The organism is Comamonas aquatica (assembly GCF_018064205.1).
Classification (GTDB): Bacteria; Pseudomonadota; Gammaproteobacteria; order Burkholderiales; family Burkholderiaceae_C; genus Comamonas; species Comamonas aquatica.
Genome location: NZ_CP072916.1, coordinates 860,423 through 873,906 on the forward strand (window position 1 = coordinate 860,423; position 13,484 = coordinate 873,906).

11 protein-coding genes are annotated in these 13,484 nt (G+C 64.3%); 10 read left to right on the forward strand and 1 reads right to left on the reverse strand.

Going from position 1 to position 13,484, the window contains the following annotated elements; genetic code table 11:
* The first annotated feature begins 2 nt into the window (after positions 1-2).
* The 10 genes from lpxB (at position 3) to KAQ61_RS04045 (ending at position 11,567) form a co-directional block, all read left to right on the forward strand.
* The gene (gene lpxB, locus KAQ61_RS04000) at positions 3-1,172 is read left to right on the forward strand and encodes a lipid-A-disaccharide synthase (protein ID WP_210930571.1); all 1,170 of its coding nucleotides are present in this window, start codon (positions 3-5) and stop codon (positions 1,170-1,172) included.
* On the forward strand, positions 1,144-1,797 hold the full coding sequence (rnhB, locus tag KAQ61_RS04005) for a ribonuclease HII (protein ID WP_042412204.1): 654 nt from the start codon (positions 1,144-1,146) through the stop codon (positions 1,795-1,797). Before lpxB ends, rnhB begins: the two co-directional genes overlap by 29 nt.
* Complete coding sequence (locus tag KAQ61_RS04010) at positions 1,794-2,564, forward strand: TrmH family RNA methyltransferase (RefSeq protein WP_043382290.1); 771 nt, start codon at positions 1,794-1,796, stop codon at positions 2,562-2,564. The genes rnhB and KAQ61_RS04010 overlap by 4 nt, the downstream gene beginning before the upstream one ends.
* A gap of 195 nt (positions 2,565-2,759) precedes the next feature.
* Positions 2,760-3,932: a glutamine-hydrolyzing carbamoyl-phosphate synthase small subunit gene (gene carA, locus KAQ61_RS04015; protein ID WP_210930572.1), complete on the forward strand. Its 1,173-nt coding sequence runs from the start codon at positions 2,760-2,762 to the stop codon at positions 3,930-3,932.
* Entirely contained in the window at positions 3,925-7,173 is a 3,249-nt protein-coding gene (gene carB / locus KAQ61_RS04020; RefSeq protein ID WP_210930573.1) for a carbamoyl-phosphate synthase large subunit, read from the forward strand. Before carA ends, carB begins: the two co-directional genes overlap by 8 nt.
* A gap of 218 nt (positions 7,174-7,391) precedes the next feature.
* A complete protein-coding gene (greA, locus tag KAQ61_RS04025; protein WP_042412503.1) occupies positions 7,392-7,868 on the forward strand; it encodes a transcription elongation factor GreA in 477 nt (158 codons plus the stop codon).
* 88 nt (positions 7,869-7,956) lie between these two features.
* Positions 7,957-8,316, forward strand: a complete 360-nt coding sequence (locus KAQ61_RS04030) for a DUF4149 domain-containing protein (RefSeq protein WP_210930574.1) — start codon at positions 7,957-7,959, stop codon at positions 8,314-8,316.
* Positions 8,317-8,532: 216 nt separating this feature from the next.
* On the forward strand, positions 8,533-9,438 hold the full coding sequence (locus KAQ61_RS04035) for a TauD/TfdA dioxygenase family protein (protein ID WP_210930575.1): 906 nt from the start codon (positions 8,533-8,535) through the stop codon (positions 9,436-9,438).
* A gap of 113 nt (positions 9,439-9,551) precedes the next feature.
* A complete protein-coding gene (locus tag KAQ61_RS04040) occupies positions 9,552-10,583 on the forward strand; it encodes a Bug family tripartite tricarboxylate transporter substrate binding protein (RefSeq protein WP_210930576.1) in 1,032 nt (343 codons plus the stop codon).
* Between the two features lie 186 nt (positions 10,584-10,769).
* A complete protein-coding gene (locus KAQ61_RS04045) occupies positions 10,770-11,567 on the forward strand; it encodes a transporter substrate-binding domain-containing protein (protein WP_210930577.1) in 798 nt (265 codons plus the stop codon).
* Positions 11,568-11,642: 75 nt separating this feature from the next.
* Here KAQ61_RS04045 and fumC read toward each other — a convergent pair whose 3' ends face one another.
* Positions 11,643-13,055, reverse strand: coding sequence for a class II fumarate hydratase (fumC, locus tag KAQ61_RS04050; RefSeq protein ID WP_210930578.1), 1,413 nt, complete (start codon positions 13,053-13,055; stop codon positions 11,643-11,645).
* Positions 13,056-13,484 lie beyond the last annotated feature (429 nt).

The window sequence follows — 13,484 nt, forward strand, 5'->3', positions numbered from 1 at the left end:
CCATGTCTGTCAAAGATACACAGCAACCCCGTGTTGCCATGGTGGCCGGCGAGACGTCAGGAGACTTGCTCGCCGGTTTGCTTTTGGATGGTCTGCAGCGCCAGTGGCCGCAGGTGCAGGCCCTGGGCATTGGCGGGCCCCACATGCAGCAGCGCGGTTTTGAGGCGTTGTGGCCCAGTGAGCGGCTGGCCGTGCATGGCTACAGCTTTGAGGTGCTGATGCGTCTGTGGGACATCCTGTCCATCCGCCGGCAGCTGCGTGCGCGTTTGCTGCAGGACCGCCCGGACGTGTTTGTGGGGATTGATGCGCCGGATTTCAACCTGGGGTTGGAGCAGGACCTGCGTGCGGCGGGCATCAAGACGGTGCACTTTGTCTGCCCTTCCATCTGGGCCTGGCGTGCGGAGCGCGTCCACAAGATCCGGGCTGCGGCCGACCATGTGCTGTGCCTGTTTCCGTTTGAGCCGGATTTGCTGGCGCAGCATGGGATTGCGGCCACCTACGTCGGGCATCCCTTGGCACAGGTCATTCCGATGGAGCCCGACCGTGCCGCTGCGCGTGCGCGCCTGGGGCTGGTGCAGGAGCATCCGGTCCTGGCGTTGCTGCCGGGCAGCCGCCGTGCCGAGGTGCAATACATCGCCAAGCCCTTCATGCAGGCAGCGGCCCTGCTGCGACAGCAATGGCCTGATTTGCAGGTGGTGCTGCCGGCCGTGCCGGCCCTGCACGACCGGCTGGTGGCTCTGAGCCAGGAGCTGGGGGTCGCTGCGTGGCTCAAGATCGTGCGTGGCCAGTCGCACGATGTGCTGGCGGCCTGTGACTGCACCTTGATTGCCAGTGGCACGGCCACCTTGGAGGCCGCGTTGTTCAAGCGGCCCATGGTGATCTCCTACAACATGCACCCGTGCAGCTACCGTCTCATGCAGCGCAAGCAATTGCAGCCGTGGGTGGGCTTGCCCAACATCCTGTGCTCCGACTTTGTGGTGCCCGAACTGCTGCAGGACCAGGCTTCGCCGCAGGCCTTGGCACATGCCGTGGCGCAGTGGCTGGATGACAGCGCACATGCGCGCGCCAAGGTGCAGGTGGTGGAGCAGCGGTTTGCGGCCTTGCACCGCAGCCTGCACAAAGATACGACGACCTTATCCGCCCATGCCATCCAAAAAGTTCTCACTGCCTGAGCAAGGTTCCTTGCCCTGGCATGCGCCAGGCCTAGTGGCGGGGGTGGATGAAGCCGGGCGCGGTCCCCTGGCGGGGCCGGTGGTGGCCGCGGCCGTCATTCTGGACGACCTGCACCCGATTGCCGGGCTGGCCGATTCGAAGAAGCTCACGGCTTTGCGCCGCGAAAAGCTGTTCGACGAGATCCGCGCCAAGGCCTTGTGCTTTTGCATTGCCGAAGCGTCGGTGGAAGAGATCGACCGGCTCAACATCCTGCAGGCTACCTTGCTGGCGATGCAGCGGGCGGTGTATGGCTTACGCCTGAAGCCGGCACTGGTCCAGGTCGATGGCAATCGGCTGCCGGTACTGGAGGTGCAGGCCGAGGCGATTGTCAAGGGCGATGCCCTGGTGCAGGCCATTTCGGCCGCCTCGATCCTGGCCAAGGTCCACCGTGACCGCTGGTGCGAGGGTTTTGACCGTGAGTATCCCGGCTACGGTTTTGCCGCGCACAAAGGCTATGGCACCGCCGCGCATTTGCAGGCGCTGCGCGGTCTGGGCGCCACACCCGCCCACCGGCGCAGCTTTGCCCCGGTGGCGCAGGTGATCCATACATTCGCTGCGCGTGAAACCGCAGCCACCACGGCATGAAATTTACAGAAATCCATTCGCGTGACAACACCTTCGTCAAAGACCTGCGCCGCCTGTCGCGCGAAAGCGGTGTGTACCGCAGGCAAGGGCAGGTGTGGCTGGAGGGCGACCACCTCTGTCGCGCGGCCCTGGCGCGTGGCCTGAAACCCAGTGTGGCGGTGTTTGCGGAGTCTTTTTGGCCGCAGGTGCCCGTTGAATGGGCGCAATGCGCTTCCAAAGTTGTAGTCCTCGCGGATACCCTGTTTGCGGACATCAGCGGTCTGGAGTCACCGGCCCGCATGGGCTACCTTCTGCCTTGGTCGCCCAGTGTGACCGTGCAATCCGGTGTGCCCAGCGTGGTGTTGGATCGGGTGCAGGATGCCGGCAATGTCGGCTCCATCCTGCGCAGTGCCTCGGCCTTCGGGTTCCGGCAGGTGATTGCGCTCAAGGGCACGGCCGCGCTCTGGAGCCAGAAGGTGCTGCGGGCCGGCATGGGCGCGCACTTTGCGCTGCATCTGGTGGAAGGGGTGGAAGCCGATGCGCTGGCGCAACTGCAGGTGCCTCTGCTGGTCACCAGCTCCCACCGCGGCGATCTGATCCACCGTGCGCACCTGCCCTGGCCCTGCGCCTGGGCCATGGGGCATGAAGGCCAGGGCGTGGGGCCTGCGGTCGAGGCGCTCGCGGCCCAGTCGGTGCGGATTGCACAGCCCGGGGGCGAGGAGTCGCTGAACGTCGGTGCGGCCGCCGCGATCTGCCTGCATGCCAGCGCGGTAAGCCAGGCCTTGTAGGGGCTGGGAGAGGGGAATCCCTGGCGTGGTCAGAATGCTGTGAAAGGAAGTGGCTATAATGAGAGGCTTTTCAGCATTCTTTCCATACGCCTAGCGACGCTTTCCTCGTCATCACTGTAGATAAGCAACATGCCGCACGACGCTAGGTCGGGTGGCGCGCGCTGGGCGTAACCGTACTTAGAACCGGAGAATCCAGTGCTTTTGTCTCTTCAGGGAAGCTTCCCATCCGCCATCCTGGCGCTCGCAGACGGCACGGTCTTTGTTGGCAATTCGATTGGTGCGCAAGGCACCACAGTGGGTGAGGTGGTGTTCAACACTGCCATCACGGGCTACCAAGAAATCCTCACCGACCCCAGCTACTGCCAACAGATCGTCACGCTCACCTATCCCCACATTGGCAACTATGGCGTCAATGTCGAGGACATCGAAGCTGACCAAGTCCATGCCGCAGGTTTGATCATCAAGAACCTGCCCCTGCTGGCCAGCAACTTCCGCATGGGCGAGACCCTGTCGCAATACCTGGTGCGCAACCAGACCGTGGCGATTGCCAACATCGACACCCGCAAGCTGACCCGCCTGCTGCGTGACAAGGGCGCACAGAACGGTGCCATCCTGGGCCTGGCCGCAGGCGAAGCGGTCACCCAGGCGCGCATCGACGAAGCCCTGGCCGCCGCCAAGGCCGCTCCCGCGATGAAGGGCCTGGATCTGGCCAAGGAAGTGACGACGGCAGCGGCCTACGACTGGTCGGAAACCGAGTGGAAGCTGGGCGAGGGCTATGGCCAGCTCGAGAACCCCAAGTTCCACGTCGTGGCCTACGACTTTGGCGTCAAGAAGAACATCCTGCGCATGCTGGCCGAGCGTGGCTGCAAGCTGACCGTGGTGCCGGCCCAGACGCCCGCCAAGGACGTGCTGGCACTGAACCCCGATGGCGTGTTCCTATCCAACGGCCCTGGCGACCCAGCACCTTGCGACTACGCCATCGCTGCGGCGCAAGAGATCATGGCCGCCAAGAAGCCCTTGTTCGGCATCTGTCTGGGCCACCAGATCATGGCCCTGGCCTCCGGCGCCCAGACCTTCAAGATGCAAAACAGCCACCACGGTGCCAACCACCCCGTGAAGGACCTGGATACGGGTCGCGTCAGCATCACCAGCCAGAACCACGGTTTTGCGGTGGAGCTGGAAACCCTGCCGGCCAACCTGCGCGCCACGCACGTCAGCCTGTTTGACGGCACGCTGCAGGGCCTGGAGCGCACCGATGTGCCCGCCTTCTGTTTCCAGGGCCACCCCGAGGCTTCGCCCGGTCCCCACGATATCGCCTACCTGTTCGACCGCTTCACCGCGCTGATGGAGAGCCACAACAATGCCTAAGCGCACCGACCTCAAAAGCATTCTGATCATCGGCGCCGGTCCCATCGTGATCGGCCAGGCCTGTGAATTCGACTACTCCGGCGTGCAGGCCTGCAAAGCGCTGCGCGAAGAGGGGTACAAGGTCATCCTGATCAACAGCAACCCCGCCACGATCATGACCGACCCTGCCACGGCGGACGTCACCTACATCGAGCCCATCACCTGGCAGACGGTCGAGAAGATCATCGCCAAGGAACGCCCCGACGCCATCCTGCCCACCATGGGCGGCCAGACAGCGCTGAACTGCGCCCTGGACCTGTGGAAGCACGGCGTGCTGGACAAGTACCAGGTGGAGCTGATCGGCGCCAAGCCCGAAGCCATCGACAAGGCCGAAGACCGCCTGAAGTTCAAGGACGCCATGACCAAGATCGGTCTGGGCTCCGCGCGCTCCGGCATCGCCCACTCCATGGACGAGGCCTGGGAAGTGCAAAAGCGCGTCGGCTTCCCCACCGTGATCCGCCCCAGCTTCACGCTGGGCGGCACCGGCGGCGGCATTGCCTACAACTCGGAAGAGTTCGAGACCATCTGCAAGCGCGGCCTGGAAGCCTCTCCCACCAATGAGCTGCTGATCGAAGAATCGCTGTTGGGCTGGAAAGAGTACGAGATGGAAGTGGTGCGCGACACCGCGGACAACTGCATCATCGTCTGCTCCATCGAGAACCTGGACCCCATGGGCGTACACACCGGTGACTCCATCACCGTAGCACCCGCCCAGACGCTGACGGACAAGGAATACCAGATCATGCGCAACGCCTCGCTGGCGGTGCTGCGTGAGATCGGTGTGGACACGGGCGGTTCCAACGTGCAGTTCTCGGTGAATCCCAAGGACGGTCGCATGATCGTCATCGAGATGAACCCCCGCGTCTCGCGTTCCTCGGCGCTGGCCTCCAAGGCCACGGGCTTCCCGATTGCCAAGATCGCTGCCAAGCTGGCCGTCGGCTTCACGCTGGACGAGCTGAAGAACGAAATCACGGGCGGTGCCACCCCCGCGTCGTTCGAGCCCACCATCGACTACGTGGTCACCAAGATCCCACGTTTCGCGTTCGAGAAGTTCCCCACGGCCGACAACCGCCTGACTACGCAGATGAAGTCCGTGGGCGAAGTGATGGCCATCGGCCGCACCTTCCAGGAATCCTTCCAGAAGGCCCTGCGCGGTCTGGAAGTGGGCGTGGACGGCATGAATGAAAAGACCCAGGACCGCGAAATCCTGGAAAAGGAACTGGGCGAGCCCGGTCCTGACCGCATCTGGTATGTGGGTGACGCGTTCGCGGCCGGTTGGTCGCTGGACGAAGTGCACGCCATCACCAAGATCGACAAGTGGTTCCTGGTGCAGATCGAAGAGATCGTCAAGATCGAGCTGGACCTGGACCAGCACTTCGAAGCCCATGGCGACAGGGCCCTGTCCCTGCTGGACGCCGCCACGCTGCGCACGCTGAAGCAAAAAGGCTTCTCCGACCGCCGCCTGGCCAAGCTGCTGCACACCACCGACAAGGCCGTGCGCGAAGCGCGCAAGGCGTTGAAGGTGCGCCCCGTGTTCAAGCGCGTGGACACCTGCGCGGCCGAATTCGCCTCCAACACGGCGTACATGTACTCCACGTACGACGAGGAGTGCGAAGCCGCACCCACGGACAAGAAGAAGATCATGGTGCTGGGCGGTGGCCCGAACCGCATCGGCCAGGGCATTGAGTTCGACTACTGCTGCGTGCACGCCGCCATGGCCATGCGCGAAGATGGTTACGAAACCATCATGGTCAACTGCAACCCCGAGACCGTGTCCACCGACTACGACACGTCCGACCGCCTGTACTTCGAGCCCCTGACGCTGGAAGACGTGCTGGAAATCGTGGATGTGGAGCAGCCTGAAGGCGTGATCGTGCAGTACGGCGGCCAGACGCCTCTGAAGCTGGCCCTGGGCCTGGAGCGCGAAGGCGTGAAGATCATCGGCACCACGCCCGACATGATCGATGCCGCCGAAGACCGCGAGCGCTTCCAGAAGCTGCTCAACGAACTGGGCCTGCGCCAGCCTCCCAACGCCACTGCGCGTACCGAAGCCGAAGCCCTGGAAAAGGCTGCTGGCCTGGGTTACCCCCTGGTGGTGCGCCCTTCCTATGTGCTGGGCGGCCGTGCCATGGAAATCGTGCACGAGCAGCGCGACCTCGAGCGCTACATGCGCGAAGCCGTGAAGGTCTCCAACGACTCTCCCGTGCTGCTGGACCACTTCCTGTCCAACGCCATCGAGTGCGATGTGGACTGCGTGCGTGACAAGACCGGCGCCGTGTACATCGGCGGCGTGATGGAGCACATCGAGCAAGCCGGCGTTCACTCCGGTGACTCCGCCTGCTCGCTGCCCCCTTACTACCTGAAGGCCGAAACCGTCGCTGAAATCAAGCGTCAGACCGCAGCCATGGCCGAAGGCCTGCATGTGGTGGGCCTGATGAACGTGCAGTTCGCCATCAAGGAAGCGGACGGCCAGGACGTGATCTACGTGCTGGAAGTGAACCCCCGCGCTTCGCGCACCGTGCCTTTCGTCTCCAAGGCCACGGGCGTGCAACTGGCCAAGGTGGCGGCGCGCTGCATGGCCGGCCAGACCCTGGCTAGCCAGGGCGTGACCAAGGAAATCACGCCGCCTTACTTCAGCGTCAAGGAAGCCGTGTTCCCGTTCGTGAAGTTCCCCGGTGTGGACACCATCCTCGGCCCAGAGATGAAGTCCACCGGTGAAGTCATGGGCGTGGGCAAGACCTTTGGCGAAGCCTTTGTGAAGAGCCAGATGGGTGCCGGCGTGCACCTGCCTGCCGAAGGCAAGGTCTTCCTGTCGGTGAAGAACAACGACAAGGCCCGTGCCGTGGCCGTGGCCAAGGAACTGGCGGCCATGGGCTACACCCTGTGCGCCACCCGCGGTACCGCGGCGGCGATTGCCGAAGCCGGCGTGGAGGTGCAGACCGTCAACAAGGTGGCCGAAGGTCGCCCCCACATCGTGGACATGATCAAGAACGGCGAAATCGCCCTGGTCATCAACACGGTGGAGGAGCGCCGCAACGCCATCGCCGACTCGCGCCAGATCCGTACCAGCGCGCTGCTGGCCCGTGTGACCACCTTCACCACCATCTTCGGCGCGGAAGCGGCCGTGGAAGGCATGAAGGCCATGCGTGGCAACCTGGACGTGCATTCCGTGCAGGAGCTGCACGCCCTGCTGACGCACTAAGTCACAAGACGTCGGGTTTTACTGAGGGCATGCCGCTGCAAACGCGGCATAATGAGCCCCTGACCTAGGAACACCGCCGCGCGGCACACTGCGCGGCGGTTTGCTTTTGGGGCGTCCTATCCATACAGCCACGTCGATGTGGCACTCTGGACATGCCCCTGTGGCGCGACTGTGCCGATGTGCGCGTGTACGCCCAGCCGTATGTGGAGAAACTAGACATGGCAACCATTCCAATTACCAAGCGTGGTGCAGAAAAGCTCAAGGAAGAGCTGCACCGTCTCAAGACCGTCGAGCGTCCCAACATCATCCAGGCGATCGCCGAAGCGCGCGCCCAGGGTGACCTGAGCGAAAACGCCGAGTACGAGTCCGCCAAGGACCGCCAGGGCTTCATCGAAGGCCGCATCATGGAAGTCGAGGGCAAGCTGTCCGCAGCCCAGGTCATTGACCCCTCGTCGCTGGATGCCGGCGGCCGCGTGGTGTTCGGCACCACGGTGGAGCTGGAGGACGAAGACAGCGGCGCCGCCGTGACCTACCAGATCGTGGGTGAGGACGAGGCCGACATCAAGCTGGGCCTGATCAACATCTCCAGCCCTATCGCGCGCGCGCTGATCGGCAAGGAAGAGGGCGACACGGCCGTGGTGCAGGCCCCGGGCGGCGAGCGCCGCTACGAAATCGTCGCGGTCAAGTACATCTGAGCGGATGATGGGCGGCCACAGCCACGCAGCGGCAGCACGCACGCCCTGGTGGCTGGCATGCCTGTGGCTGGGCACGGTCGCTGGCAGCATGCTGGCGGTGATCGGGCTCTTCGCCACCGAGCCGAACTGGCACCGCATCACCGCGCAGCTGCAGTCGCTCAGCCTGGTGCAGACCTGGATTTCCATAGCGGCTTGCGTAGGTCTGCTGGCACTTTCCAGGCGAAAACATGCGGAAACCGAGGAAGCATGGGCGCAGGGCGCTCTGCTGATTTATGTGCTCGGCGGTTTGGTGACGGCAGTGTTGCTGCACTACGGCGTCCTGCCGCAGTGGCTGGCACGTGCACACGCATGGCTGCCGCGGCTCCAGATGCTGAGCTTACTGCTGCTGCATGGCGGCTGTGCCTGGCTGGCCTGGCGCAGCCTGTACCGCTACCGCAAGCAGGTCTGAGCCTGCCGGGTCACTGGGCGACCAATCTCAGGACCACCGCCTCGACCTCCTACCCACCGCTGGGCGCAAGCCGCAGCGGTTTTTTTTAGGCCTGTCGAGGCAGCGCATGCCAGGGCTTGCTTCAAAAAACGCATATCGATGCGTAGAAAACTTCGTTCCCCGAGGGCGCGCAAATTTCTAGCATGACGGCATTCACTGATTCACCAGCTGTTTGCCATGACTGCCTCATCCCTTGCCACTGCGGTGGCCTCCGTCCCGATCGCGGCCGAACCCCAAGCCTTTGAAGTGAAACCAACGGGCGCCGCTTTGGGTGCCGACATCGTGGGGCTGGATCTGCGCCAGCCTCTGCACCCCGCTACCGTCCACGCCCTGCAGCAGGCGTGGAACCGGCATCTGGTGCTCCGCTTTCGCGGGCAGCAGCAGCTGACGGTGCAGGATCACATCCGTTTTTCTGCCTACTTTGGCCAGCTGGACCAGCGCCCCATCGGTGCGCAGCCCCTGCATGGCAGCACCGAGGCACTGCCGCGCGAGATCGTGGTGATCTCCAACGTCGTGCAAGACGGCAAGGCCTTGGGCGGCCTGGGCGATGGCGAGTCGGTCTGGCACGCGGACATGACCTACCAGCCCGTGCCTCCCAAGGCCGCGTTGTTGCTGGCGCGTGAAATTCCGGCAGAAGGCGGTAACACCTATTTCGCCAACATGTATGCGGCGTTTGACACGCTGCCCCCCGACCTCAAGGCGCAGGCTGTGCAGCATGCATGCGTGCACGATGCCAGCCGCAACAGCGCTGGCCAGTTGCGCCTGGGTTTCAAGGACAGCACCGACCCACGTGAGACCGTGGGCGCCGTGCACCCGCTGGCGCGCCTGAACCCCGAAACCGGCAAGTACAGCCTGTATTTGGGGCGTCGCCGTGGTGCTTATGTCCGCGGGCTTGCTCTGTCAGAAAGTGAAGCCCTGCTCAACGCGCTGTGGGCACACGCCACACAGCCGCAGTTTGCATGGGTACAGCAGTGGCAGGTCGGTGACCTGGTGGCCTGGGACAACCGGGTGACCTTGCACCGCCGCGATGCCTTTGACCCCAGTGCGCGGCGCTACATGCAGCGCACCCAGGTCAGCGAATAAGCCCGCGCGCTGTTCATTCCATCCCCATCCCTGATGCAGCAACGCGGGCCGCAGCGGCCGGCGCTGGCTGCCTGCGCCCTGGTGCAGGCAGCACCTTTGAAAGTCCATTTCCCATGTCGCATTCCGAAATTTCCACGTTCAATCGCCGCCAATGGCTGCAATGGTCGGCGGCTCTCACGGCCGGTACGGCAGCCCCCTGGCTCGGGGCGCAGAATGCTCCCCCCGTACCCGCCAAAGACTTTCTGGTGGATGGCAAGCATGTCACCATCGTGGTGGGCGGGCCTGCAGGTGGGGCCACCGATGGCGTGGCACGTGTGCTGGCACAGGCATTCAGCGCGCAGCTGGACCGGGAAGTGATCGTGGAAAACAAGCCCGGCGCGGGCGGCACGATTGGCTCCAAGTTCGTGTCCGTGGCCAAGAACGATGGCCACACGCTGCTGCTGGGCCACATCGGGACGAATGTGCTGTCACCGCTGATGCAAACGCCCCAGCCCTATGACCCCCGCAAGGGCTTTACGCCGATTGGGCAAATCGGCAATACGGCCTCGGTCCTCCTGGTGCCTGCGGGTGGTCCCACCAGTTTGCAAGCAGCGCTGGAGCAGTGGAAACGCAAGGGCACATTCAGCTATGCCTCCACAGGCCTTGGCTCCGGTGCCCACCTCTTGGGCCATTTGCTGGTAGACGCGGTGCAGGTGAAGGGCTTGCACGTGCCTTACCGCGGCAGTCCCTTTGCCTTGCAGGATTTGGCTGGCGGCCGCGTGGATGCCATGTTCGTGACGGCCGGAGCGATTGGTTCGTTCATTGAAGCCAAGAAGCTGGTGCCACTGGCCGTCGCCTCTGCGGCACGCAGCAGCTATTACCCGCAGCTGCCCACGCTGCGCGAGGTGGGGCTGCAGCAGGTCAGCAACGAAGGCTGGTTTGGGTTGTTTGCGTCCGCCAATGTTGCGCAGCCGATTGCCAGCGCCTGGCACGCGCACCTGCACACGGCGTTGCAGCAGCCGCAGGTGGTCAAGCAGCTGCAGGGCCTGGTTGTGGATATCGCCAGCAGCCACAGCCAAAAGGCGTATGCGCAATTCATCGACCAAGAAATCAACCATTGGACGCGCGTGGTGGCGCAGCTGGGCGATGCCTTGAAGGCGACCTGATCGGCGCTGTCATGCCATGCAAAAACCGCTGGGCGCAAGCCGCAGCGGTTTTTTTTATGCCCCGCCCGTGCCGGTGTGGGGCGCACGGCCGCGCGCGCAGGCATGGTCTGTGCATGGAGGGGGCCTGTCCCGTGCGGCTGCACCAGCGTGCAGCGCCGGGCCGCTGTTTCACCTCCGGAGCCTGTCATGCATTTTTCCCCGTCTCGCCGCATCACCTTGATCACCATGGCCGCCTGGGGCTTGGGCGCCCTCGCCACGGCCGCGCATGCGGCCCCTCTGTCCGAGATCCAGGCGCGCAAGACCCTCAACGTCGGCATCCAGACCGACTACCCGCCCTATGGTTTCATCGATGCCAGCCTCAAGCCCCAGGGCTCGGACGTGGCCACGGCCGAGCTGATCGCCAAGCAGATGGGCGTCAAGCTCAACATCGTCACGGTGACATCGCCGGCCCGCATCCCGGCGCTGCAGGCCGGCAAGGTGGACCTGATCATCTCCTCCATGGGCAAGAACCCCGAGCGCGAGAAGGTCGTGGACTTCAGCATCTCCTATGCGCCGTTCTTCTCCGGCATCTATGCCGCCAAGGGGCTGACCATCCACCAGTTCAGCGATCTGGCCGGCAAGAGCGTGGCCGTGACACGTGGCTCGCTGCAGGACGATGCGCTGACCAAGCTGGCGCCGGCCGGCACGCAGATCAAGCGTTTCGAGGACGATACGGCCACGATCGCGTCCTTCGTCACCGGGCAAAGCCAGGTGCTGGCCCACAGTGCCGCCGTGGCCGGGCTGACCATGCAGCGCAACCCCAAGCTGGACACCGAATACAAGCTGCTGCTGACCGATGTGCCGTGCTTCATCGGCGTGGCCAAGGGCAACAAGGAGCTGCTGGACCAAGTGAACATCATCCTGCGCACCGCCAAGGCCGATGGCAGCCTGAACGCCATCTCGCAAAAGTACCTGGGCCGGCCTTTGGGCAATTTGCCCGAGTGAGCCAGAACGCCGGAATCCGGCCATCGAAAAGGCAGCCTGCAGGCTGCCTTTTGCTTGAGGGCGTGGGCCCGGTGCTCAGAGGTTGCCGACCATGTGCTCCGGCACCACCCACTGGTCGAACTGCGCGGCCGTCATATGGCCGCTGGCAATCGCGGCATCGCGCAGGCTGGTGCCCTCCTTGTGCGCCTTCTTGGCGATGTAGGCTGCCTTGTCGTAGCCGATGTGGGTATTGAGCGCGGTCACCAGCATCAGCGAGCGGCCGACCAGCTCGGCAATGCGTTCGCGGTTGGGCTCAATGCCCACGGCGCAGTGGTCGTTGAAGCTGACCATGCCATCGGCCAGCAGGCGCACGCTCTGCAGGAAGTTGTGCGCCACCAGCGGGCGGAACACGTTCAGCTCGAAGTTGCCGCTGGCGCCGCCAAAGTTGATGGCCACGTCGTTGCCAAACACCTGGGCGCACAGCATGGTCATGGCTTCGGACTGGGTGGGGTTGACCTTGCCCGGCATGATGGACGAGCCCGGTTCGTTCTCGGGGATCGACAGCTCGCCCAGGCCGCTGCGTGGGCCGCTGGCCAGCCAGCGCACATCGTTGGCAATCTTCATCAGGCTGGCGGCCAGGGTCTTGAGCGCGCCGTGGGCGTGCACCAGCCCGTCGCAGCTGGCCAGTGATTCGAACTTGTTGGGCGAGGTGACGAAGGGGTAGCCGGTCAGCCGGGCCAGCTCGGCTGCCACCCCCTCGGCGTAACCCTTGGGCGCATTCAGGCCCGTGCCCACGGCGGTGCCGCCCAGGGCCAGCTCATACAGATGGGGCAGGGCGGCACGCACATGCTTTTCACCGTGGGCCAATTGGGCCACCCAACCGGAGATTTCCTGGCCCAGCGTCAGCGGCGTCGCATCCTGCAGGTGGGTGCGGCCGATCTTCACGATGTCGGCCAACGCCTCGCTCTTGGCCTGCAAGGTGGTGCGCAGCTGGGCCATCGCGGGCAGCAGCTTCTGCTCGAAGGCAGTGACCGCTGCCACATGCATGGCCGTGGGGTAGACGTCGTTGCTGGACTGGCTTTTGTTCACGTCGTCGTTCGGGTGCACCAGGCGCGCCTCGCCACGCTCGCCTCCCAGCAGTTCGCTGGCGCGGTTGGCCAGCACCTCGTTGACGTTCATATTGGTCTGGGTGCCCGAACCGGTCTGCCACACCACCAGCGGGAATTCGCCCGGGTGCTGGCCGGCCAGCACCTCATCGGCCGCGGCGTTGATGGCCTGGGACTTCTTGGCATCCAGCAGGCCCAGGGTGCAGTTCACCGTGGCCGATGCCTTTTTCACCTGGGCCAGGGCGGCAATGATTTCGCGCGGCTGCTGTTCGCCGCTGATGTCGAAGTTCTGCAGCGAACGCTGGGTCTGGGCGCCCCAGAGTTTGTCGGCCGGCACGGCAATCGGGCCGAAGGTGTCTTTTTCCAGGCGGGTGGCCGGGCTGGGGTGGGAAGGGCTGGTCATGGGGGGGCTCCTTGAAGATCAACAAGGCGGCGCAGCTGGCTGGAGGCGATCTGGCTACGGGGGCCGCACAACACGCTGGCATGCGCGCGCAGCCAGCCTCAAAGCAGGCCACCATGCTAACCCAGTCAATGAAAGCCATTCTCATTGGCGTGCCTTGCTGCGGGATGCTGCGCGGCCACTGCGGTGGACGGCGGGTTGTGAATTTAGAGTCAAATTGGCCTTTTGCGCAATCTGCAAGCGCGCAGGCAGCTATGGTTTTTGAGAATCTGCAGAACCCCGTGGTCAGCGCCCGGACAGCGGCTTGCAGTAAGCTGCGGCGCGCCCCAAGTCCTCTATAAGACTTGTCGGCTTTGGCCCACCGGCTGCGGGCTTAGCGGGGATAATCAGCAGGTTTTCCGCGCGCAGCCCCTGCGCACCCACAACAGAGAA

What these genes read in the sequence shown, in the direction of transcription:
- lpxB (WP_210930571.1), top strand. Translation starts at nt 3, where the DNA reads ATGTCTGTCAAAGATACACAGCAACCCCGTGTTGCCATGGTGGCCGGC.
- rnhB (WP_042412204.1), top strand. Translation starts at nt 1,144, where the DNA reads ATGCCATCCAAAAAGTTCTCACTGCCTGAGCAAGGTTCCTTGCCCTGG.
- KAQ61_RS04010 (WP_043382290.1), top strand. Translation starts at nt 1,794, where the DNA reads ATGAAATTTACAGAAATCCATTCGCGTGACAACACCTTCGTCAAAGAC.
- carB (WP_210930573.1), top strand. Translation starts at nt 3,925, where the DNA reads ATGCCTAAGCGCACCGACCTCAAAAGCATTCTGATCATCGGCGCCGGT.
- greA (WP_042412503.1), top strand. Translation starts at nt 7,392, where the DNA reads ATGGCAACCATTCCAATTACCAAGCGTGGTGCAGAAAAGCTCAAGGAA.
- KAQ61_RS04030 (WP_210930574.1), top strand. Translation starts at nt 7,957, where the DNA reads ATGCTGGCGGTGATCGGGCTCTTCGCCACCGAGCCGAACTGGCACCGC.
- KAQ61_RS04035 (WP_210930575.1), top strand. Translation starts at nt 8,533, where the DNA reads ATGACTGCCTCATCCCTTGCCACTGCGGTGGCCTCCGTCCCGATCGCG.
- KAQ61_RS04040 (WP_210930576.1), top strand. Translation starts at nt 9,552, where the DNA reads ATGTCGCATTCCGAAATTTCCACGTTCAATCGCCGCCAATGGCTGCAA.
- KAQ61_RS04045 (WP_210930577.1), top strand. Translation starts at nt 10,770, where the DNA reads ATGCATTTTTCCCCGTCTCGCCGCATCACCTTGATCACCATGGCCGCC.
- fumC (WP_210930578.1), bottom strand. Translation starts at nt 13,055, where the DNA reads ATGACCAGCCCTTCCCACCCCAGCCCGGCCACCCGCCTGGAAAAAGAC.